The following is a 22,891-nucleotide window of genomic DNA, read 5'->3' on the forward strand; positions in this document are numbered from 1 at the left end:
CGAATCGCGTGCAATCGCAAAATTCGAATCAGACTCGATTGCGTTCGCCTAAAGCAGCGAGCTCAATTCAGAGCAAGCCTTTAACCAGATTCAATTCTTCGCATACGAATGCCATTGCGCCCCCATAGGAGAAGCCCACCTGCACGGCCCAAAGATCGGGGCGTAATCTTTGCAGCCCGGCGACCGCGGACTTAGCATCTCCTCCTGAATAATCGTTCTCGAAAATCAATCCCCACACACTATCCGGGACAAGCCAAGACGACTCCGGGACAGCGGCTACAGGCCAAACATATATCTCCGAAAGGATAGCCCCGACCCCGAGATCTCGAACTTTATAAAGCTCGATCCCGCCAAGCAAAAGAGCCATATGCGCACCACTCGTCGATCGCCATTCCAGGCGGCCATCGGACTTTTCAATGCAGAACAGTTCCAAGACTCGGTCGTGGGCAAAAGAGTCCAGCAGCAGACCAGAATCAGAAGTCCTGAAATTTGGTTTCCCCACCGATGAGAACCTCATAAAATTTAACTTCAGGTGGCGGCACATTCGGGCCACGAGGCGTAGGTGGATCAACAGCCTGAGGCAATCGTGACGTGCCTCCATCCCCGTGCAAGAGTGCTTCTCGATCGGGTGAGCGGCCCCGACCGTTGCAACGCTCCCAGCGCCTATCCCATATTCGTCAGTTGCGGCAAGTCTCTGTCAATTTTTGGATGCCCATTTGGGCCATCTGCGGCTTGCCGCGCCACCGAGAACAATAGATCCGGGCTCATCCTCATTTCCCGGATCTTAACGCCGCCCATCGGGGCCAGCGTCATCGTACAGGCGGCTGATCTTTAGTCATCGCCCGATCGAGCGCGTCGGCGGTTCTCGCAGCGCAAGCAGAACATGCATGATGACGGGATTGATCAACACACAGAGCACGAGCATACGCGCGTCGATGAGCCCGAACAGCGGCGAGGTGTAGGACGCGCCGATCAGCAAAGACCATAACCGGCTTGGCCGTTTCAGGCGGGGCAGCAATCGCCTTGCCACAAACTCAGTCAGCGCGGCGGCGAGCATGAAAGGCAGGGCCACAATAGGCGCGAAGAGGATGAACATCATCGGCGACATTTCGGGTTGCCGATCGATCGCGAAGTAGTAGAGCGTCCTGATGACGGACAGGACGACTGTACCGGTAGCAGCTCCGAGCAGCAGCCATGGGTAATGCCCGACCTGCTTGCGCGCATCGCCGACCATGCTCTACACGTCCAGAGAGTCTATGAATGGAATGTTGTTGTTGAACTGCAAAAAAACCAGCACGGCTTCCATCTTCAAGCAAAAGTACACACACTCGGACGTTGCAGGCGCGGGGGCCAGAGTCAATCTGAAAACGTCGGGGACCGGCCGATCCTCGCGAATCACCATGATCATATCCATGACTCTGAAGGCGAGATAGGCCTGTAAATTGCCGACCGCATCGGCATTATGACCGGGCAGATCGCGGATAAGAAACGGTTGAATCAGTCTTTCCAAGTCACGCAAACCCTTATCCAACCGCCGCACCTCGGAGAACTCCATGCCGGGATTCCAGGTGTAGTGGTCCTGCAAAGATTGCTCAATCGACACCCCCTCCTTTGGTTCAACGGCATATGCGTAGGCGCTGTAACTCCTTATGCCGCCATTGAGAGCGGCGATCCCGTAAAGGAAGCCGCCCAGCCTCGCAATTTCTCTTTCGACGAGGGGTGAAATCATGGCTGGGAAAATGACCGCGCAGAAGCGCCCCGCCATGCCCCTGATCGGCCAGCCCGAGAACAATCACGGTATTGCGCCAAATCTGTCCGAACTGGGCAACGACAACAGAGTTTCATTGAATTGTGCGGCGTTGACCGCTACTGGAGTTGCGCAGACCCGGGCGTTCACAACAGCCGCCGGGCAAAAAAGAAGCTGGCAGGCGCAGAGCCGTGGCTGGCAAAGAGGGGATGCGACCCTGTTGATCGCGAGGCGCATGCTACGGATCGGACGGGATCAAGACAAGGCTTGAAGGTATGCCCTCGCCACGAGCCCGACGGTGCTTCGATGACCGATGCGACCTTGGCACACTCGCCCAACCCGGCGCATCCGATCCCGGGAGTCGGGATCGAGCCTGAATTAACGATCGTGGTGGTGACAGCAATAACCACAACGCCATCCCCGATAGCGAACGGGATGGTGCTGCCGGAGGATTCAACGAACCACAACGAACAAGGGCGCCATCGCGCCCCTGTCCGCCGATAACGCTGGCGATCAGGCCTTGCCGGACACGGGCAAGCCCGCGATCTGCCGCAGCGCAGCTTCGAACTGTTCGACCGGTTGGCCGCCCTGGATCAGGTGGCGGTCGTTGATGATCACCGAGGGTACGGCGCGGATGCCTTGGCTCTGGTAGAAGCGTTCCTGTTCGCGGACGTCGTCGGCATATTCGTCGGATGCCAGCACCGCACGTGCACGGGTTTCGTCGAGACCGGCTTCGGCGGCGGCGCGGGCGAGGATGTCGTAGGCGGACACGTCTTGGCTGTCGGTGAAATAGGCCTTGAGCAGCGCGTTCTTGAGCGCGTGTTCCTGGGCTGCGCCTTCGATGGCGGCCCAGTGCAACAGGCGGTGGGCGTCGAAGGTGTTGTAGATGCGGTCGCGTGCATTGAACTCGAAGCCGACCGCGGCGCCGCGCTGGCGCAGGGCGTCGCGGTTCTGCGCGAGCTGTTGCGGGCTAAGACCGTACTTGTGCGCCAGATGCTCGTCGATGCTCTCGCCTTCGGGCGCCATCTGCGGGTTGAGTTCGAACGGCTGGAAATGCAGTTCGACCTCGACCTCGTCGCCGATCCGGGCGATGGCCTGCTCCAGCGATTTCAGGCCGACCGCGCACCAGGGGCAGACCACGTCGGAAACGAAGTCGATCTTGACGCGCGGCGTCGGGTTGGAGGCGGACTGGGTCATGGGAAGGCTGCGCACGAGGCGGTTGGAATGAACCTTCACGATGCGGCCTGAACCGACGGGGTTCAACCGGCTCCGAGCCGCACCAGCGGATCGGAGCGTTCCATCGGCTCAGCCCGGCGCGGCCTCCGTGTAGCCCTTGCGCAGCTTTTCCTCGACCAGCTTGATGACTTCGCGCTCGGCGCGTTCCGGCGTGTCGAACTGCTTGATCAGGGTCTGCCCGCGCGTGCCGACCCGGCCGAACACTACGGTCATCTCGCCGTCGCGCTGACCGATGCGCCAGAACTTGTTCGACGTGCCCTGTTGCAACACGAACTCGCGCAGGATCGGTGCGGCCGTCGACGGCGACGCGGCCGTATCCGGCGCAGCCGCGTCCATCGGCACCGAAACGGTCTCGACCTTGCTGGCGGTATCGTCGGCCGCGGCTGCATCAGCGGCCGGTGCTTCCTCGGTGGCACCGTGATCGGCCTGCATGCTGGCTTCGATGCGTTCCAGCATCGCCTGCGGGTTGCGCAACCATTCGCTCGACGGCAGGTCGATTACCCGCCAACCGAAGGCACGCAGGATGCCGGGACGGAACACGTAGCGTTCGCGTACGTCCACGGACATCCCCTCGCCGTCGACATCGGGCGCATCGAGCAGGATCGCCAGCGCATAACCTTCGCCGTTCGGGTCGACAATGCCCAGGTCGCAGCGGAACTGCGAACGTCCGACATGTTCGTGGACGACATGGCCGCGTTCGCGCAGGGCGCGCAACAGCGCGGCGCGAAAGGCGTCGCGCTTCGGCGCGCTGGCGAAGGCGCGCTCGGCACCGGGGTTCAAGGCGCCCAGCACGGTCTGCGAGCGCTCGGATTCGCCGCGCGCGCTGGCCTCGGCGAACTGCAGGAAGGCGCGCAAGGCGGCGGCGCCGTCGTTGTGGGTGTTGGTGATCGCATCGGCGCGGATCGTGCTGACCACGGCCATGCGGTGCTTGGCGCGGCTGAAGATCACGTTGAGGCGCTTCTCGCCGCCGCGCTGGTTGATCGGACCGAAGTTCATCAACATGCGGCCGTCGGCGCCGGGCGCGTAGCAGATGCTCAGCAGGATCAAGTCGCGTTCGTCTCCCTGTACGTTCTCCAGGTTCTTGACGAACAAGCCGCAGAACTGGTCGTCGTCTTCGCGCAAGTACTCGCGCTCCAGGCGCATGGCGAAGTCGGCGTCTTCGGCCGCCAAGGTCTCCAGCGCCGATTCGATCTCGCCCTGTTGCGCTTCGGAAAAGGCGACCACGCCCAGGCTCAGGCCGGTCTCGCGGCGCAGCAGCTCGCGCACCAGGCCGGCGATATAGCGCGCCTCGGCCAGGTTACAGCGGTTGGCGTAGACGCCGTCCTCGACCCGGTGATGACTGATCGGCCGCGCCAGCAGCGCATCGACGCCGGCCACCGCGGCCTGGGCCTCGGCGGCGCGCACGCTCAAGGATTCGTCGACGCGCGCATCGAGCCGGCGATCGGGGATGGTGATCAGGCGGCCAGCGTAGAAAGCGGCGTTGGAGAAACTGATCAGCGCCTCGTGACGGCTGCGGTAATGCCAGGCCAGCAAGGTCGCCGGCAGGTTGCGCGCGGCCTGGTTGAGCAGGCTGTCGGCATCGAGATTGATCGCGATGCGTTCGCCGTCCTCTTCGGCGACGACCTGCATATCGTCTTCGTCGCCCGCGGCGGAGAAGAAGCTGGTCGGCGGCAACTGCATCTCGTCTCCGACCACCACCGCCTGGCGCGCGCGGCTCAGCGCCGGTACCGCTTCTTCGGTCGGGATCTGGCTGGCTTCGTCGAAGATCACCACGTCGAACAGGTCGGCGGCGAGCGGCAAGGTGTCGGACACCGACAACGGGCTCATCAGCCAGATCGGTTTCAGGTCGTTGACGACCAGCCCGGTATCGCCGCCGGCGAGTTCGCGGATCGAGCGGTAACGCATGCTCTTGCCGAACTCGTGTTCGAGCTCGCGCCGGCCGGTGGCGTAGCGCTTCTTGAACAGCTTGCCGTCGCTGTCGAGCTGGCTGGCCGACAGCGAGGACTGGCGCACGTGTTCGAGAAAGCTGCGGTGCAGGGTCGCCCGCACCACCGCGGCATTGCGTTCGAGCAGCTGGCGCTCGGCGCGGGCGACGCGCTGCGCTGCGTCGGCCAGGGTGCGGCCGTCGAAGCGCGCGAGTTCGGGTTGCTCGCGGTACAAGCGGGCCAGCGCCTCGTCGGCGATCAGGGCTTCGAGTTGCGGTGCCGGCAGGTCGACCTGCTGCATGGCGTGCGCATAGGCCGGACCGGCCTTATGGATCGCGCGCAGCGACGGCAGGAAATCCGGCAGGTCGTCGAGGCTCTCGCGCAGGTCGCGGGTCCATTCGGCCAGCTCGCCGAGGCTCACGCTGTTCGGCATGTCGAGGCGGCCGTCGACGATCTCCTTCAGGCGCAGCAGCGGCTCGGCGTACTCGGCTTCGCGGGCGGCATGGGCGAGCGGGTCCGGCGCCGCGCGCAAGCGTTCGAGCAACTCGCGCAGCACCGGCGAGGCCGCCGACGCACGGGTCCATTGGTCGAGCGTGGCCACGCAGGCGGCGGCCGCCGGCGTGTCCAGGCGTGCACGCAGGCGCTCTTCGGCCTGCGCATAAGCCGCGTCCGCCTGATGGTGAGCGGCCTTGGCCTGCAGCACCTGGGTATAACTCGGATGCACCGCGTGCTGGGCGAAGTCGTAGCTGCGCGACAGCACGCCGCGCAGGCGCCACCACGACGGCTTGAGCCAGCGCAGCAGCGAGGCTTCGTCGCGGCGCGCAATCGCCAGGGCCGCCTCGGTGTCCTGCGCCGAGAACGGCACGCGCCAGTGCACGGTGCCCTGCCCGGCTTCGGCGCGGCGCCGGTCCAGCCCGTCGAGTTCGTCGCGCTCGCGCCGCAGTTGCGCGCTTGCGGCCGAACCGGCATCGAGCAAATCCGGATGCGCCGCCAATCGGGCATCGCGCAGTCGCCGGGCCATCGACGACGCCTGCACCGCGTCGGCCAGACCCCGCTGAGGATTCAACAGGCTGCTCTCGTCCTCGAATGCGGCATCGAGGCGGTCGAGCAGCGGCTCGCACTCGTCGAGGCAGGCCACGGTCTGTGCATAAGCGCGTTCGTCGCCGAGCAGACCCGCCGACAGGCGCGCGAACGGATGACCGGCGAGTCGATCGAGGCCGAAGCGCTCCTGCAGCAAGGCGCGCAAGCGCTCGCCGGATTCGCGATGGCGCTCCCACACCGCGTAGTCGGGCAGACGCTCGCGTTCGGCCGCATCGATCTCGGCCTGCATCGGCGGCAGCTCGATCGAACGCCGCAACAGGCTGCGCACGCTGCAGGCCAAGCGTTCCGGCATCTGCGCCATGCCGCGCTCGAAGCCTTCGATCTGGCCGAGTTGCCCGGCCAGTTCATCCAGGCTCGCGGCGCGCGACTGACTCAGGCGCTCGTGCTGATGCGGCTGGACGACCCAGCGTTCGTAACCCTCGCGCAGGTTCTGCACGAAGGCCTTCTTGTCGGTCTGGGAATCGTGGATCAGGCAACACAGCTCATCCAGGCCGGCCTGCTTGAGACGATGGAACACCACGTCCAGCGCCGCGCGCTTCTCGCACACGAACAACACGCGTTGGCCGCGGCCGGCGTAGTCGGCGATCAGGTTGGTGATGGTCTGCGACTTACCGGTGCCGGGCGGCCCCTGGATGATGAAACTGCGGCCGCCGCGGGCCAAGGCCACCGCGGCGGTCTGGGTGGCGTCGCTGGCGATCACGTTCCACTGCTCCGCCGGCGCGATCGGCGGCGGCGCGGCGATGTCGACCTCGCGCGGCTCGATCGAGAACACCTTGTCGAAGGCCGGGTTGGCGGCGCCCTCTTCGATCAGTTGCGCGTAATCGCGCACCAACGACATCTTGCGATAGTTGAAATTGGCCAGGGTGACCTGGGTCAGGTCGAAGTCCCAGGCGTAGGCATGGCCATTGTCGTCCTGCAGGGCGTAAGTCGTGTGCTCGACCTCGTCCGCGCTCGCGCTCATGTGCAGCGGGGTCGGCGTCGGGGCCGCACCGACCGCGCCGCGCAGCGGCAAGGGACTCGGCTGGACGTGCTGGCGGAACAAGGCCAAGCCCAGCGGACGGTAGTCGTCGCGTTCGTAACTGAAGTCCGGGCGCTGACCGTCGCTGCGCACGCGTCCGCCGCTGCGGCGTTGATATTGCTGCAGGCGTTGCACCGCCTTGCGCCGGATCAGCTCGATCGCCGGCTTGCGTTGCAAGCGCAGCTCGACCCCGGGCTCGGAGGCGCGGATCTGCGCGGCGAGGTCGGCATGGATCGATTCCAGCGAGACCTTCTGCAGGTCGACCGTCTCGGGCAGGCGGATGTCGTAGAGCTGGCGCAGGTAATGGCGCAGGGCCGGGTTGAACTCGGCTTCGCCGTCTTCGCACTGGATCACGTACTGATCGCGCACGCCCTTCTTGCGCACCAGTTCGACCGGCAGCCACAGCAGCGGCGAGACCAGGCGCTGTTCGGAATCTTCCTTGAGGTTGTGCCAGCGCAGGAACGCGACCACCAGGCGCAGATGGCTGAAGCCGTACTCGGCGCGGTCGCGCCGGGTTTCCTGAGCGATGCGGTCGAGCGCACCCGGCAGATACGGCTGGTCTTCGAAACGAAGCCAGCGATGCAGGCTGACCGCCTTGCCCGCAATCACTTCGTCGGCGAACTCGCCGCTCCAGGTGCACAACTGCTCGGGACGGATGCTGCCGAGCTGCAGCACGATCGGCACGCTGGCGATGGTCAGGTTGACGCTGGCCTGGGTCGGGCGGAACTGCAGCAGGCGATTGCGCCGCGACAGATCGAACAAACGGTCGCGCAGATGCGACAGCACCGCGACGCGGCGCGAGACCTCGCCCTGGGCGCCGGACAGGACGCGCTCGACATCCAGGCCCACCGGCTGGTCGCGATAAGTCTCCAGGCGGCGCACGATCGAGGCCAGGTCGGTGGCGCGTTCGTGACGATTCAGAGCGGTCATCTCGACCACGATCGCGGCGAGCACCGGGTTCAGGCGCGGGTTGATGCGGAACAGGTTCTGCCGTTGCGCGGCGAACAGTTCCAGGTCGTCGCCGTCGTCGAAGTCGAGCCCGCAAGCCAGGCTGGCGAGCACTTGCCCGAGTTGGAAGATGTCGCCGATTTCGTCGTGATGGCCGAGCGCCAGTTCCCACGAGGTATAGCCCGGCAGGTACACCGGATGCTCGATCGGCTGCGCGGCATCGCGCTGGGTCTGCAGGTTCTCGACCCGTGCGCCGTGTGCGGCGTCCTGGGTGACGCGCAGCTCGCCGACGATGTTCAAGGTCGAGCCCGGCGGGGGTTGCAGGCGTCGTATCGCATCCAGTTCGAGCCGCGGCAGGCGCCCGTCGGCTGCGCGCAGGCTCAAGCCCTGGCCGGCGACCTGGACGATATCGTCGGCGCCGAGCGCGGCGACGCGTCCGTGCGCATGCAGCTGCGCGACCGCACGAAACAGCGGCAAGGCCAGGAACAGCACGTCGTCGGTGGCCAGCCCGGCGCCGCGCTGGGCTTCGACCACCGCACGCAGGCTGCTCGCCTGGGTCGGCAAGGCCGGCTCGTTCGCAGGTTCGTTTAGCGTCTCGTTCTCGGGCTCGTTCATGCGCTCGGTTCCTTGTCGAGGCGGCGTGCGAGCTTGTCGAGTTCGCGTTTGCCGAGCCCCGCGTCGCGCTTGAGCGCAGTCATGAACTCGCTGCGGCCGCCCATCGTTTCGGCCAGGCGCGCGGCCTCGAACACCGCCGTTTCGCGCTGCGCCTCGTCGATCAGGGCGAAATCCAGCATCACGCAGTGCAGGTAGCGGCGCACGCTGTCGTCGATGCGGTCGGCGCTCAGCTCGTCGTCGCCGGCGACCGCTTCGTCGGTGCCCCAATCGGGGAAATAGGCGCGTGCCTGCTGTTGCGCCAGTTCGCCGCCCAAGGCTTCCAGCCGCAGCAGACGGGCGATGAAGCGCCGGGTCAGCGCGCTCAATGCGAGTTGGTCGAGCAGATCGAGACGATCGGCCGACAGCGGGCCTTGCAGGCGCCGGCGCAGCCAGGCATCGGTATCGGCGGCTCCATGCCACCAGCGTTCGACCGCCTGCGCGCGCAGATAGCTTTCCGGATGCGAATGGCCTTCGGAGCGGCGCCCGTCGGTCGATTCGAGCTCCTCGGCCTGGCGCAGGTAGGCCGCCGGATCGACGCTGCCCAGGCCGGTATGCACCTTGACCAGGATCGCGATCGCCGGCGTCGCCGACTGCGCGGCGATCGCCGCCCCGCGGTCGGCGTAGATCTCGGTGTAGAGGCTATACAGGCGCGCGCTCTCGGCATGGCTGGCGGCCGCCTGGGGGTCGGCCATGCAGTGATCGAGGATGCGCTGCGCGGTGTAGTAGTCGCCGCCGTCGAGCGCCCACAGCCGGTAATGCGCGAGCTCGTGACCGAGCAAGGCGCTCAGCTCGGTCGCGTCGAGGCGTTCGAGCACCGGCCCCTGCAGGACCACATGCGCTTCGCCGGGCAGGTACCACAGGCTGGCGCCCATCGCGCCGTCGCTGGCCTGGTACAAGGTGGTCGCCGCCTCGATGCCCAGCCGTTGCATGACCGTGGCGCAGATCGCATGCGCCTGCGGGTGCGATTCCGGCGTCAGGCGGTAAGTCTTGCGCAACAGTTCGGCGCGCAGTTCCTGGGCGTGCTGGGCCTGCACGCTGAGCGAGGACGCCCAGGCCCAGACCTCGGCTTCGGCGCGCTTGAGATGCGCGACCAGGGCCGCGTGATAAGGCAGCGGCGCCAGCGCGGGCGCTGCCGGCGGCACCGTCGCACTGTGCGTGTTGCCGCCGTCGGCTGTGCCGATGCCGTCCTGGACCTCGTTGCTTGCCACCACGATCCCGCGCTCCCTCGAATGTCTGAACGCCGCCCCGCGGATCGCGCCGCAGGGACGGCGGCCCGGTCACGATACCGCGCCTCGATGCAGGATGGTCGCCGCAGCGCAGCGTGTGACGGGGCTGCGAGGCGGGCGCGACTTTGCCGCAACTGACCGTTGCCGCGGCGGTGCTGGCGCCGGCGGGTACGACTGGCCACACTGTCCGCTCACCATCGCCTGTCCGCGGCTGCGGGCGCGCCGTCCACGACGGCGCCGACGATTCCAGTTCCCCGCGCGGCCGCATGCATCGCATGCCGGCGCGTTTTCTCCGACGAAGCTTGCCATGAGCGCCACCGCCGCCATTCCCGCCCCGATCGCACGCCCGCTGTGGCAGGGACGCGCCTGGGTGCTGGTCGGCATCGTCCTGTCGGCGTTCACCCTGCGCACCGCGGTCACCTCGCTGACGCCCTTGCTCGACGCGCTCGGCCGCGAGTTCGGCTTCGGTTCGACCATGACAGGCGTGTTCGGAATGGTGCCGACCGCCGCGTTCGCGCTGTTCGGCGTGGCGACGCCGGCACTGGCCCACCGCATCGGCCTGGAACGCGCCGCCTTGCTGGCGATGGCGATGGCCGCGCTCGGCCTGCTCGCGCGCGCCTTCGTCGGCGGCACCGGGCAATTGCTGATCGCCTCGGCGTTCGCCTTAGCCGGCATGGGCATCGGCAACGTCGTGCTGCCGCCGCTGGTCAAACGCTATTTCGCCGATCGCGTCGGCACGGTCAGCACCGCCTACATCACCGTGCTGCAGCTCGGCACGATCCTGCCGGCATTGGCGGCGGTGCCGCTGGCCCAGGCCGCCGGCTGGCGCACCTCGCTGGGCTCGTGGTCGCTGGTGGCGGTGGCCGCGGCGCTGCCATGGATCACGGTACTGTGGATGGAAGCGCGCGGCCGCTCGGCGCAGGCGCGTGCGCTGGCGCGGGCTCACGACGATGCGGTCTGCGTCGGCGACGAAGCGCCCGAACTCGGCACGCCCGCGGCCACCACCGCACCCGGCCGGGTCTGGCGTTCGCCGGTCGCCTGGGGCATGGCGTTGATGTTCGGCATGACCTCGCTGGTCACCTATTCGATGTTCACCTGGTTGCCGAAGCTGTTGATCGAAGCCGGCGGCAGCCCTGCGCTCGGCGGCAGCATGGTCGCGCTGTTCTCGACCCTGGGCATGATCAGCGCACTGTGCATGCCCGCGCTCGCAGTACGCATCGCCAATCCGTTTCCGATCGTCATCGCCTGCATGCTGGCCTACCTGGGCGGCTTCGCCGGCCTGTTGCTGGCGCCGATGCACCTGACCTTCCTCTGGGTCGGGCTGATCGGCCTGGGCCCGAGCACCTTCCCGCTGTCGCTGACCCTGATCAACCTGCGCACGCGCACCCCGGCCGGCTCGGCCGCGTTGTCGGGCTTCATGCAGGGGCTCGGCTACACCCTCAGCTGCCTCGGCCCCTTGTTGTTCGGTTGGCTGCACGATCTCAGCCACGGCTGGGCGTGGCCGTTCGCGATGCTCGGCGCCTGCCTGGTGGTGTTGATCGTCGGCGGTCGCCTGGCATGCAAGCCGCGCATGCTCGAAGACAGTTGGTAACGCGCACCTTACGGTTTCGGCCGTGGCGCCGCGCCTCGATCGCGACCAGGGCTGTTTCGAGCACTGCGCACGCCGCCCTGACGGCGGCGCTCCGGCTCGTGTTCATACCTCGTATCGAAAGGTCGGCCGACACGGCCGCCGTGCACATCGAGTGAATATCGACACCGCAAGCGCAGCCGCCGCGCTAACGCGCATGCTCACCTGCGTTTCACCGTCGCCTTACATCGTCGGACCTAGCTTGGCATCGTGCTTCGATCGCACGACCCGGAGCTTCCCATCCTCGGAGGACGACCATGCACACCGATCAAGAACTCGCCGCGAAATTCTGGAAGGCGCTCAAATCCGACCGCACCCTGATGCTTGGCCTGGACGGCGTCGACGACAGCCACACCCGGCCGATGACCGCCCAGTTCGAAGATGACCGCAGCCCGCTGTGGTTCTTCACTTCCACCGATAACGCCCTGGCCCAGCAGCTCACCGCCAGCCACCGCGCCATCGCTGCGTTCTCGTCGAAAGGCCACGACCTGTTCGCGAGCATCACCGGCAGCCTGAGCGTCGACCGCGACCGCACGGTCATCGAACGTCTGTGGAATCCGTTCGTAGCGGCGTGGTTCGAGGGTGGCCAGGACGATCCCAAGCTGACCCTGCTGCGCCTGGATGCGGAGCGCGCCGAGATCTGGCTCAACGAGAACAACCTGCTCGCCGGTGTGAAGCTGTTGCTGGGCGTCGACCCGAAGAAGGACTACCAGGACAAGGTCGCCGACGTCAGCCTGCGCTGAGCCGCGACCGGGGACGCAGCGCGATGGGTTCGACAGCGCCTCCCCGGCGAACCCCGGACGGCCGCTACGTGGTCGTCAACGAACGGCTCTGGCGCGCAGCCAATCCCCAGCTCGCGCCGGAGCAGCGCGACGCACTGGTGCAGGAACTGATGGCCGCACGCCGCGCCGTGCGCGCGGCCATCGACGCAATCGCGCTGCGCGCCGCACGTGCACGCGTGCATGCCGCCAAGGTGGCACTCGGCGAGCGCGGCGCCGTCTGGTGGCAAGACGGCGCTCCCGATCTGAACCGCCGGCTGGTGAAGAACACACCGTACGCGGACTGGTTCTACGCGAACCCCTGAGCGAATCGATCGCTCCAGTGCAGTCGGCCCGCCCCGGAGTCGATCGATCCGCACACGCTATCGGCAGCGATCGCCCGCGAGGCCGAGCCGCATGCGCCGGCGCATGACGCCGCCTTGGGCCGGCACTGCGCAACGCATTCATCGCAATGAAATATTCGCGCCTACTGCGCACTACCGCGCCGGACTGGAAGCGTCGGCACAAATCGACGCATCGCAAAGCGCCGGTTTCCGGCAACGGGTCACGTAAACCCTGCGGTTGCTCACGACAATGAACGAACGGGATCCATACGCGGCTTTCCACGGACTACACACTCCGAAGGAGATCGTTCGATGCATGTGCACTCACTCGCCGCAGCCCTCGGCTGTTCGCTGCTGCTGACCTCGGCGCTGGCGGTCGCGGCCGACCGTCCCGACCTCGAGGTTCTGCGTTTCGAATTCGACAAGACCCAGGCGCAAGTGCTGGCGCAAGCCCGGCGCGCGTCCTACCCCGAGTATTTTCGCCGCGCTTATGCGCGTTATCCGAACCTGCCGGCCGGCTCGCTGGAAGCGATCGCCTATGCCGAAACCGGCTGGAACCATGTCGCACCCGAAGCGCAGAACCCGCGCGATGTGCACATGCCGCGTTCCTACGGCGTCATGGGCCTTTATCACGGCGGCGGTTTCGCCGATCAGGTCGGCGAAGGCGCGCGCCTGATCGGGCGCAGCGCGCAGCAGGTCATCGACGATGCGCAAAGCAACATCCTAGCCGGTGCCGCCCTGCTCGATCGCGCGCTCGCCGCCAGCCAGGGCGAGCGGCGCAGCCGCACCCTTGCCCAAGCCGAGGATTTGGCCCCAGTGCTGGCACGCTACGCCGGCTACGGCGCTTCCACTGGCGGCATCGCCGACTACGCGCGTCAAAGCTTCGCTTATGGCGTGCTGCAGACGCTCGAACGCGGCGTCAGCGCGCAGGGTGTCGAGATCCCGGCGCAACCGTTGCGGCTCGAACGCGCCTTCGACGCCGGTCAGTTGCAGAAACTGCGCGCGCCGACCCTGTTGATCGATGCCGGCGCCGACAGCGTCCGCGTCGACCGTACACTCGCCGATCAGTTGGCCCGGCCGGCGGTCGATGTCGGCGCCAAGGCCGTCGATTTCGGCGAAGCGATCTGGAACCCGGCCAGCCCGAGCAACTACAGCACCGCCTCGAACGCGATGAGCGCGGTGATCCTGCACACGATGGAAGGCTCCTACGCCGGCTCGATCGCCTGGTTCCAGAACCCGAGCGCGCAGGTGTCGGCGCATTATCTGATCCGCAAGTCCGACGGCCAGATCACCCAGATGGTGGCGGAAAACCGCCAGGCCTGGCATGCGAAGTACCACAACTACTACACCGTCGGCATCGAGCACGACGGCCGCGCCGCCGATGCCGGCAACTGGTCGGCGGCGATGCTCAACGCCTCCGCGCGCCTGACCAAGAGCATCTGCGCACGCCGCGGCATCGATTGCCGCACGGCCTGGAACGGCCCCGGCTACGACAGTTGGCATCTGGTCCCCGACAGCGTGCGAGTCAAGGGCCACGGCATGCTGACCCAGAACGAGAACCGCTACGACCCCGGCAAGTACTTCCCGTGGTCGAGCTATTACGGCCTGATCAACGGCGGCGGCACGCCGAACCCGCCGGGCAAGTACTGGGTCGACACCTTCGCCAACGCCACCGGCTACAAATGGCCGTCGACCCTGACTCCGGTCGGCACCCTCTACCAGGGCACCAACTACGTCTACTGCAAGGCCTGGGGCCAGGAAGTGCGCGTCGGCACCAGCTACAACCACTACTGGCTCAAGACCGATCTCGACGTCGGCCCGGCCGGGGCCTGGGTGTCGGCGTATTACCTCAGCCGCTGGGGCAACGATGAGGCGCGCGACAACAACGGCGCGGTGATTCCGGACTGTTGATCCAACCGGCGAGCGCATCGCCGCGGTGCCCTCGTCCCGATCAGGCGAGGGCACCGCAACGGCATGAACGCCGCGCCACTGCGCGAACGGCCGCACCCGAGCTTTCCCGGCCAGCGGCGCCCTCGACGGCCCAGCTGGCGATTCACCCGATCGCGAGAACACGATGAAACGAAAGATGATGCTGTGCGAGCGGATCATGTACGTCGACCGCGAAACCCCGTTCACCCTGGTCCAGGCCGCGCGCATCCGCGGCCGGCTCGATCCGGAGCAGTTGCGCCACGCCCTCGACCGCATCCAGCTCAAGCACCCCATGCTGCGTTGCGCCGTGCTCGACGGCGACTCGCCGCAGATCGTGCTCGAGGACGATCCCGCACCGATCCCGCTGCGCCTGGTCGCGCGCGAAAGCGACCAGGACTGGCTGCGCGAATCGCATATCGAACGCGAGACCGCGTTCGCCAGCGACCGTGCGCCGCTGATGCGCGCGGTCTGGATCCACGACGAAGACGGCGGCGAGTTGCTGCTGACTTGCCACCACTGCATCTGCGACGGCTTGTCGATGGTGACCCTGCTGCGCGAGACCCTGGCCTTGTGCGACTGCCCGGACCTCGATATCGGCCGCCATACCAGCGTCAACGGCATGGAGGACCTGCTGCCCGAGGAAGTCCTGAACGACCGTCGCGCCCATCGCAACGCGCGCTGGAAGGCGATGGCGTTCCGTCTGTTCTTCGCGGTGCGGCGCAAGCGCACGCCGATCCCGCAGGGCGAGTTTTATGTGCTGCGCTGGAAGCTGCCGCGCGAAGCCAGCCAGGCCCTGGCCGAGCGCGCGCGCGCCGAAGGCGTGACGGTGTTCGCCGCCATCGCGGTCGCGTTCTCTCTGGCGTTCCGCACCATCCGCAGCGACCGCGCCAACGGCAAGGTGTTCGTGCCGGTCGACATCCGCAAGTTTCTGCCGCGGCTCAGCGCCGACAGCCTGTTCGCGTCCGCGCCCGGCGCCATCGTCGCGCTCGACAACCGCACTCCGCCGGACCAGATCGACGAACTCGGCTACTGGAACCAGGCGCGCGCGTTCAAGGCCCGCCTCAATCAGCGCATCGAGCGCCTGACCCGCAACGTCTACGAGTTCTTCATCGGCCTGGAACTGCTGCATTCGGTGTTCGACCAGTTCATCGCCGAGCGCCGCTCCGACCTCGATGCCTACGACGTCACCCTGTCCAACGTCGGCCGCATCGAGATGCCGCGCGACTACCACGGCTTCCATCTGGAAACCGTGTACAGCCCGAGCCTGCACCTGCCCTGGCGCACCACCACCTCGGTGCTGATGTCGGGCTTCGCCGGCGAGCTGGATTTCAGCTTCATGTCGGACCAGCATTCGCTGCCGCGCGAGCAGGCCGAAGCGATCCGCGACCACGTCATCGCCTCGCTGTGGGAGCGCGGACGCACCGCCAATCCGGCCGAGACCGACATCCTGTCGGTGCGGGAAGCCGCATGAAGGTGGATCGCGATTTCGGCGCGGACGGGCCATACGTTCCGCCGCCGCCCGGCGACATCGCCGTCGAACCGGCCAGGACCCCGCGCGCGATCGATCCGCGCGCCTTCGGCGTGGTGTTCGTGTTGTGGCATCCGGACGCGTCGCACCTGATCCATCTCGACGATGCGCATGCCGCTTGTCGCCACGTCGTCGCCGTCGACAACTCGCCCGAGGCCGATGCCGACTTGCACGAGCGCCTGCGCGGCGCCGGCATCGAGGTGGTGTTCAACCGCAACGCCGGCGGCATCTCCGGCGCCTACAACCGCGGCGTCGAGGCCTTGCTCGCGCGCGGCTGCCAGGTGGTGTTCCTGCTCGACCAGGATTCGCAGCTCGGCCCGGAATTCTTCGCCCGGATGATGCAGGCCTGCGCCCAGGTCGGCAGCCAGGCCTTCGTGCTCGGGCCGAAGGTGTTCGAGGCCAACCTCGGCCGCTATCTGCCGGTGTTCTCGCCGGCCGGGCGGATGCCGCGGCCGGAGCGGATCGACGACCGCGTCGACGGCCTGATCCCGACCCTGTTCGTGATTTCGTCGGGTTCGGCGATCTCGGCCGCGGCCTATCGCGAGCTCGGCGCGTTCCGCGAGGACTACTTCATCGAGTACGTCGACATCGAGTACGGCCTGCGCGCGACCCGCCAGGGCATCCCGGTCTACGTCAACGCCGCGGTCGAGATGCGCCAGCAGGTCGGGCGCTTCGTCAAGCGCGGGATCTTTTCGACCAGCAATCACGTGGCCTGGCGCCGCTACTACGCCTCGCGCAACGCCGTGCACGCGCTGCGCTCCAACGCCTCGCGCTGGTCGGTGCATTGGCTGATCGAGTTGCTGACCCTGCACCAGGTGCTGTGCGTGCTGGTGTGCGAGGAGCACAAGCTGCGCAAGATCGTCGCCATCGCGGTCGGGTATTTCGACGGCGTGTTCGGCAGGCTCGGGGCGTTCGAGCAGCGCCACCCGCGGCTGGCGGCGTTCTGCCGGCATTGAGGTGCGGGCGCAGCAGATGAGCGGCCGAGGCGGGAGTCGGGTCGTGCCAGGGCGTGGTCGCGGCTTGCGCCGCTGCTACCCTGAAGCGGAGCGGTAGGAACGCTCAGCCGCCACCCGTGGCTCAGTAAGCGTCGCTGCCCAGACGGATGTCGATGCCGAGCGCGGCGGCGACCGCTTCCATGTTCTCGTCGTCGCGACGCAGGGTGATCCAGCCGGCGTACATGTCGCTGCCGGTGTCGCGGTTCCACAAGGTGTAGCCGTGTTCGCGCAGGCGCACGAAGGCCTTGGCCATCAGCTCGGGCACGTCGGTGGCGTCGAGGAAGTCCTCGTCGGTGGGATCTTCCACGCCCCAGTCGATGCTGAGGTTCCAGCGCGAGGCCAGTTGCGCGATCGAATCGATGAACGAGCCGGTGTCTTTCCAGTCGACGCGATAGCCGGAGGTCCAGTCGATCACCTCCTGGATGGTCTCGGCCGGTTCGGCGTCGGCATCGTCCTCGCAGGTTTCGCGGTAACGCGCGAACTGCTGCAGCGCGGTGTCCTCGTCGCCGGGGTTGATCAGCAGCATCAGCTGCCAGACCAGGGCCTCTTCGTCGAGTTCCTCGTCGCTGTCGCCGCCGGCGAATTCGATTTCGTCGCCCTCGTAGTCGGATTCGTTGTCGGGTGCGCTCATGGGGTGGCGTCCGTAGGGAGAGGGAATGGTGCGACCTGGCGGCCGGATTGGAAAGCCGGAACGACGGACGGATGCGGCCGGCCCGGCGTAGCCGGGCCAAAAAACGAAAGGCACGGCACGGCCGGGCCCGAGAATGCAGAAACCCGCCACCGGCGAGCCCCAAAACGAAGAAGCCCGGCTTGCGCCGGGCTTCTCGATGCCACCCTGCCTTGCGGCGCGGGTAGCGAGGTCAGCGTTGAACCCGAGGGTTCAGACCGCCTGCACCTGGTCGGCTTGCAGGCCCTTCTGGCCCTGCGTCACGACGAAGGAGACCTTCTGGCCTTCCTGCAGGCTCTTGAAGCCCTGGCCCTGGATCGCGCGGAAATGCACGAACACGTCATCGCCGCTCTCACGGCTGATGAAACCAAAACCCTTGGCGTCGTTGAACCACTTGACAGTACCGATCTCACGATCCGACATGTTGCTTACTCCTTGAAACGTTGTGTTGGAATGCCGCTTTCACGGCGTTGGGGCTGGTTGCAAGGAGGAAGCGAGGTGGAACGATGGAGTGGATCAGCGATCTACGGCATCGGGTCACGACCTACGGTGACCCTTGACGAACTCAGCTCGTACACCGTAGTGGCCCGCGATGGGAAAATCAATTGGAGAAACGCACCCGCGTTCATTCGATTAGGCGATCCAGTGCACGGTTTGGAACATGCCGCTTGCAGTCGGGCGGTGCCGGAGGCGCCCCACAGGCTATTGCCCCAGCTTCATCCAATTGATTTCATTGAATTTTACTATTTTACTTCTCGCAATTGGACGACTGGGCGCCGGATAAACCGAATCCGCTCGCTGCATCGAACCTGAACGGCGTTCATATTCGATCGGCCCGGACCCATGCCAAACCGGGGGCGATCCAGGCCCCGGGCGGCCCCTGGAACCCCGATCAGCGCCGATCCGCCCGGCGACCCGGGCCGGCGACCACCCGGTTCGAGGCCTCATCGGCCCTCGCCGCCGTCCTCGTCGGCCTGCGCCTGGGCGCGACGCCAGATGCCGTACTCGGCGCGGTTGAGGCGAAACTCCTGCAGCGCGAACGTCGCCGCGCCGCGATCGGCCGCGCTCGACTCGGGATCGGCGGCGATGGCGAGCAAGGCTTCCTTGAGACGATCGCTGCGGATGCCCGAACCCTGCACGCCGGCGATCGCTTTCGCGCGCACCTCGGCCGAGCTGTCGAGGATCGCGCGGTGCAACAGGTCCTCGACCTGTTCGCCGTCGTCCCATTGCGCGAGTTGCAGCACGGCCTGTGCGCGCAGGTTCGGATCGGGGTGACGCGCCAGCGCCGCCAGTTCGGCGACCACCGGCGCGGCGTCCTCGCTCGGCATCGTCGCCGGGGTCAGCATCGCCACCAGCTCGCCCATGCGCTGCGGGTCGCCGCCGCGCTCGAGCTTGGCCAACAACGTCTGCCGCACTTCAGGGCGATCCATCGAGTACGCGCGCAACAGCTCCAGGCCGTCGCGCTCGTCCTCGGGCCGGGTGCTGGCGCTGAGCGACAAGGCGAAGCGCAACACCTCCTCGCCCGACACCGCATTGAGCAAGGACAGCAATTCGCCGCGCGCGGCCAGGTCGCGTTCGTTGCGGTAGCGCTGCAGCAGGCTTTGCAGAAAAGCCGGATCGCGGCTGGCGCGTTGCCGCAGCGATTCGAAACTGATCCGCTCGTTGCCGAGCACCAGGTATTCCGGACTCGTCGCCGCATCGATCCCGGCCGGCCGCTGCGGCGCCGGTGTCGAGGACGGCGCCGCCGCCGGCGGTGCGGCCGTTACCTCGCGACGCGCCACATAGGCGCCAAGCGCGGCGCCCAGGACGGCGGAGAGGATGGCGATCAGGGCCACCTGAGTGGATTTCATGGGTGTTTCAAACCGGCGAGACCTCGTCGCAGGATAACGCGGCGCTTATTCCGTGCTGCATTCCGCGCCTGCGAAACGAATCCGTGGACACAAGCGCAACAAAGCCCCTCTCCCGTTGACGGGAGAGGGGTTGGGATGAGGGCAACCGGACTACGACCGCCCCCGACGCATCAACAAGGCGGTGCGACGCGCCCGTCCGAGCCGGTGTAGGTGTAGGCATCGGGAATGAAGCGGCCGCTGCCGATCCGGTTCCAGATGTTGCTGGTGCCGTAGGTGCCGGTGACCGAGGTGCCGGTGGTCTGGCATTGGATCGTCACCGCGGTGCCGTCGGCGAGGCTGCCGACGATCGAGTACGAGGTGCCGGGGCCGGACCGCACGTTGAGCGGCGTGCCGTTGGTATTGACCGTGCCCGAACCGGTGCCGCCGCCACTGCAGCTGTTGCGGCTGGTGTAGTTGGTGCTGTTGCCGCTTTCGTCGAAGTACTTGATCAACGCGCCGTTGAAACGGATGCGTTGGGCGCTGCCGTTCAAGCGCTCTTCGAAGTGCAGGTGGGCGCCGAACGAGCCGCCGGTGTTGCCGACGGTGCCGATCGCCTTGCCGGCGGCGACGCTCTGGCCGACCGAGACCGAGTACGAATTCAGATGCGCATACAGGGTGCTCCAGCCGCCGCCGTGATCGATCACCACGTACTTGCCGTAGCTGGTGTCGCCGAGGTTGCGCACCACGCTGACGGTGCCGCCGACCGAGGCGACCACGGTGTCGCCCTCATCGTTGGCGCGGTTGAAGTCGACCGAGTTCTGCGGGCGGTGGTTGGAGCGGGTCTGGCCGGCCCAGGTCTGGCCGCAGGGAAACGGCATCTGGAAGTTCGGCGCGGCTTCGGCGGCGGTGGCGAACAAGGCGGCGAAGGCGAACAGCGCGGACAGGCCGCGAAGTCGGATACGTCTTGCGTTGACTGCGTTCATGGCGGGGATACTCCATCGGTGATGGCCGCGCCGTTGCCGGCGGCGCGACGCGGTTGAAGGGGGTCAGTGCAGGATCTGGACGTCGTCCAGATAGAGGTTGACGTCGTAACTGGTCTGCTCGCGCAGGAACCACACCGCATCCAGGCGCACGCTGGCGGCGTCGATCGTGCCGTTGCTGGCGCCGGCCCAGGCGTTCCACTGCGCGGCATCGCCGAGCGACCATTCCAGCCAGGTCCATTGCCCGCTCGGAATCGCGCGACTGATCGCGCGCTCGGTGCCGTCGCTGTCGTCGATGCTCAGGCTCGCGCTGAGCCCGCTGGCGCCGGTGTAGACCCAGAAGCCGACCTTGCCGCCGTTGCGGACCAGCTCGACGTTGTTGGCCGGCGTGCCGCCGCCCGACAACAGGCGCACCGCCCAGGCGCTGGCGACGGCGGGGTCGTCCTTGAGCAAGACCCGCAACGAGCAACTGCCGTTCTTGCGCGTGGCGCAGTCCTGCTGGGCCAAGGAGGCGGTCGACACGCCGATCGTGCTGCCGGACGCGGTCGGCGCGCTGGCGAAACGGCCGACGCCGCTTTCGAAGCTGTCGAGCACAATCGCGCCGCCGCCCGGCCCACCGCCGCCCTCGTTGGCGAGGAAGGCGTTGCGCATGCCGCCGGGGCTGTTGTTGTTGTTGAAGTAGTGGTTGGCGATCCAGCGCCAGTCACGGCCGTGGTTGGCGGCCCAGCGCTGCGTGCCCCATTGGCTCATGCCGCGGCCGTGGCCGAAACAACCGCGATTGCGCCCGACCTCGTCGGACAGACACGGCCAGTTGTTGCGCGGCGAACCGTTGCGGCCGTTGCCGCAGCTGAGGTCGTTGTTGACGCAGGACAGGCCGTCGCTGGGGCTGTCCCAGGCGTTGTTCTCCGAGGAGTATTCGCTGAAGGCCGCGGTCTTGCCGTCGCGGGTCAGCAGCACGCCGCGCGTGGCCGCCGCGGCCGCGACCGTCGCCGACACGCTGTCGGCGTTGAAGGCCTGGCAGGAGGTGCTGTTGCAGATGTCGTAGCGGCTGTTGACCGGATGGGCGACGTAATACGCCGCATAGCTGCGGTAGGCGACGGCGCCGGCGGCGAGCGAGTCGGCGTCCCAGGACGGAATCCACTCCTCGTCGAGGCCGCGGCCGACGTAGTCTTCGAAACCGTAGACCGACACGCCGCTGCAGGAACGCCCCGAACAATTGGTGCCGACGCGGATGCTCGACGGCACCGGCACGCTGACCGCCTGCGCGATCAGGCGCTGCGCGGTCGCGACCGAGGCCGGGCGCGCGGGATCCAACGCAGCGTCCGCCTCGGCGGCGGCGTCGGATTCGGCCTGCAGCGCATCGGCGGCCGAGCGCGGCCGTTGTTGGTCTTCGCGCTGGCGTGCGCGCGCTTGCACGTGGCTGCGGTCGATCACCACGGTCGAACCGGCGCCGGCTTCGAGATCGACGATCAGGTGGCGGCTGTCGTTGAGCAGCGGCAACCCGGTCAGGCGCTGGCTGCGATACCCCTTGGCGCTGACGGTGATCTCCACCGTCGCCGGCAAGGCCTCGCTGTCGCGCGCCAAGGCCCGCGGCAGTTGTGCGGAGAACTCGAAATAGCCCTCGCCGTCGGCAGTCGTGCCTGCGCCTTGGCTGCTGCGCACCTGCGCGCCGGCGACGGGACGGCCGCTGCGATCGTAGACGTGGCCGCTGAACACCGCGCACTGCGCGCAAGCCGCGGCCTTCAACGCCAACAAATCCAGGGCTTCCGACGGCATCGACGGCGACAGCCACACGGTCACCGGCAGTACCGGCGCGGCGTCGATCTCGACCCGGGTGCTGAGGCTGTCGTAGCCGGGCGCGCTGACGATCAGCTCGTAGCGGCCTTCCGCCAGGGCGGCGACGCGGCCGCCGCGGGTGGTGATGCCGAGGTCGTGCACGCGCGCTTCGGCGCCGCGTGCGATCACGACCAGGTGCGAATCCAGCGCGCGGCCGCTGACGCTGTCGCGTACGCGGATATCGAGCGCGCGGCTGTCGGATGCGCTGTTCGATGCCGGCGTGGCCGAGCCGGCGCGGCCGGCGCGATGCGCCGCGCCCGGCGTGCGCAGCCATTGCGCGAATACGGCGCCGGCCAGCAGCAGGGCCAGGACCGCCAACCAGGTCGGCAGGCGACGCGGCGATCTCGATGGGCGTGGCGCGTCGGGCGCTTGCGGGTGCTCGGACATGGGCGATCCCCTGTGGGTGACGAAACCGTCCGCAGGCGCGCTTCACGCCGATCGGCGGTGCGAAGTGGTGCGCGTGCGGCCGCGATGATCCGAAGCGCGCAGGCCGGTTGCGGGGGGCCGGCCTGCGCGCGGAGGGATCGGTGATGCAACTCTCGG

Annotated in this window: 18 protein-coding genes; 7 read left to right on the forward strand and 11 right to left on the reverse strand. The window is 67.3% G+C overall.

The features are described 5' to 3' along the window. Positions 1-67 precede the first annotated feature (67 nt). The 3 genes from ACKN61_RS20955 to ACKN61_RS20965 form a co-directional block, all read right to left on the reverse strand. Complete coding sequence (locus tag ACKN61_RS20955; RefSeq protein ID WP_408951067.1) at positions 68-517, reverse strand: hypothetical protein; 450 nt, start codon at positions 515-517, stop codon at positions 68-70. 318 nt (positions 518-835) lie between these two features. Then, positions 836-1,234 carry a hypothetical protein gene (locus ACKN61_RS20960; protein ID WP_408951068.1) on the reverse strand — a complete coding sequence of 133 codons (399 nt, stop codon included), beginning with the start codon at positions 1,232-1,234 and terminating at the stop codon, positions 836-838. A 3-nt stretch (positions 1,235-1,237) separates the two neighbouring features. After that, on the reverse strand, positions 1,238-1,729 hold the full coding sequence (locus ACKN61_RS20965; RefSeq protein WP_408951069.1) for a hypothetical protein: 492 nt from the start codon (positions 1,727-1,729) through the stop codon (positions 1,238-1,240). A gap of 10 nt (positions 1,730-1,739) precedes the next feature. On the opposite strand from ACKN61_RS20965, the gene ACKN61_RS20970 reads away from it, so the two are divergent. After that, complete coding sequence (locus ACKN61_RS20970) at positions 1,740-2,018, forward strand: hypothetical protein (protein WP_408951070.1); 279 nt, start codon at positions 1,740-1,742, stop codon at positions 2,016-2,018. Positions 2,019-2,260: 242 nt separating this feature from the next. Here ACKN61_RS20970 and ACKN61_RS20975 read toward each other — a convergent pair whose 3' ends face one another. The 3 genes from ACKN61_RS20975 to ACKN61_RS20985 all read right to left on the reverse strand — a co-directional run bounded on the left by ACKN61_RS20975 (position 2,261) and on the right by ACKN61_RS20985 (position 9,840). Beyond that, a complete protein-coding gene (locus tag ACKN61_RS20975; RefSeq protein ID WP_408951071.1) occupies positions 2,261-2,944 on the reverse strand; it encodes a DsbA family oxidoreductase in 684 nt (227 codons plus the stop codon). Positions 2,945-3,052: 108 nt separating this feature from the next. Continuing rightward, a complete protein-coding gene (locus ACKN61_RS20980) occupies positions 3,053-8,590 on the reverse strand; it encodes a DUF4011 domain-containing protein (RefSeq protein WP_408951072.1) in 5,538 nt (1,845 codons plus the stop codon). Continuing rightward, positions 8,587-9,840, reverse strand: coding sequence for a hypothetical protein (locus ACKN61_RS20985; RefSeq protein WP_408951073.1), 1,254 nt, complete (start codon positions 9,838-9,840; stop codon positions 8,587-8,589). The genes ACKN61_RS20980 and ACKN61_RS20985 overlap by 4 nt, the downstream gene beginning before the upstream one ends. Positions 9,841-10,162: 322 nt before the next feature. Here ACKN61_RS20985 and ACKN61_RS20990 point away from each other — a divergent pair, with 322 nt between their 5' ends. The 6 genes from ACKN61_RS20990 to ACKN61_RS21015 all read left to right on the forward strand — a co-directional run bounded on the left by ACKN61_RS20990 (position 10,163) and on the right by ACKN61_RS21015 (position 16,997). Continuing rightward, positions 10,163-11,446: a CynX/NimT family MFS transporter gene (locus ACKN61_RS20990; protein ID WP_408951074.1), complete on the forward strand. Its 1,284-nt coding sequence runs from the start codon at positions 10,163-10,165 to the stop codon at positions 11,444-11,446. 293 nt (positions 11,447-11,739) lie between these two features. After that, positions 11,740-12,225 (forward strand): pyridoxamine 5'-phosphate oxidase family protein, encoded by a 486-nt coding sequence (locus ACKN61_RS20995; RefSeq protein WP_408951075.1) that lies wholly within the window; start codon positions 11,740-11,742, stop codon positions 12,223-12,225. A 23-nt stretch (positions 12,226-12,248) separates the two neighbouring features. After that, positions 12,249-12,566, forward strand: a complete 318-nt coding sequence (locus ACKN61_RS21000) for a hypothetical protein (protein WP_408951076.1) — start codon at positions 12,249-12,251, stop codon at positions 12,564-12,566. Between the two features lie 330 nt (positions 12,567-12,896). Continuing rightward, positions 12,897-14,495: an N-acetylmuramoyl-L-alanine amidase gene (locus ACKN61_RS21005; protein ID WP_408951077.1), complete on the forward strand. Its 1,599-nt coding sequence runs from the start codon at positions 12,897-12,899 to the stop codon at positions 14,493-14,495. A gap of 163 nt (positions 14,496-14,658) precedes the next feature. Beyond that, positions 14,659-15,984: a condensation domain-containing protein gene (locus ACKN61_RS21010; RefSeq protein ID WP_408951078.1), complete on the forward strand. Its 1,326-nt coding sequence runs from the start codon at positions 14,659-14,661 to the stop codon at positions 15,982-15,984. Further along, positions 15,981-16,997, forward strand: a complete 1,017-nt coding sequence (locus ACKN61_RS21015) for a glycosyltransferase (RefSeq protein ID WP_408951079.1) — start codon at positions 15,981-15,983, stop codon at positions 16,995-16,997. The genes ACKN61_RS21010 and ACKN61_RS21015 overlap by 4 nt, the downstream gene beginning before the upstream one ends. A 121-nt stretch (positions 16,998-17,118) precedes the next feature. Here the strand turns inward: ACKN61_RS21015 and ACKN61_RS21020 are convergent, their stop codons facing one another. From ACKN61_RS21020 to ACKN61_RS21040, 5 genes are all read right to left on the reverse strand, one after another. Then, complete coding sequence (locus tag ACKN61_RS21020; protein ID WP_408951080.1) at positions 17,119-17,667, reverse strand: hypothetical protein; 549 nt, start codon at positions 17,665-17,667, stop codon at positions 17,119-17,121. A 249-nt stretch (positions 17,668-17,916) separates the two neighbouring features. Beyond that, entirely contained in the window at positions 17,917-18,126 is a 210-nt protein-coding gene (locus ACKN61_RS21025; protein ID WP_031371060.1) for a cold-shock protein, read from the reverse strand. Positions 18,127-18,647: 521 nt separating this feature from the next. Next, entirely contained in the window at positions 18,648-19,553 is a 906-nt protein-coding gene (locus tag ACKN61_RS21030) for a HEAT repeat domain-containing protein (RefSeq protein WP_408951081.1), read from the reverse strand. Positions 19,554-19,723: 170 nt separating this feature from the next. Further along, positions 19,724-20,515 carry a M23 family metallopeptidase gene (locus ACKN61_RS21035; protein WP_051884580.1) on the reverse strand — a complete coding sequence of 264 codons (792 nt, stop codon included), beginning with the start codon at positions 20,513-20,515 and terminating at the stop codon, positions 19,724-19,726. 63 nt (positions 20,516-20,578) lie between these two features. Next, positions 20,579-22,735 carry a SpoIID/LytB domain-containing protein gene (locus tag ACKN61_RS21040; RefSeq protein ID WP_408951082.1) on the reverse strand — a complete coding sequence of 719 codons (2,157 nt, stop codon included), beginning with the start codon at positions 22,733-22,735 and terminating at the stop codon, positions 20,579-20,581. Positions 22,736-22,891 lie beyond the last annotated feature (156 nt).

The sequence above is a fragment of the Lysobacter sp. Hz25 genome (assembly GCF_046097045.1).
GTDB classification, from domain to species: domain Bacteria; phylum Pseudomonadota; class Gammaproteobacteria; order Xanthomonadales; family Xanthomonadaceae; genus Lysobacter; species Lysobacter antibioticus_B.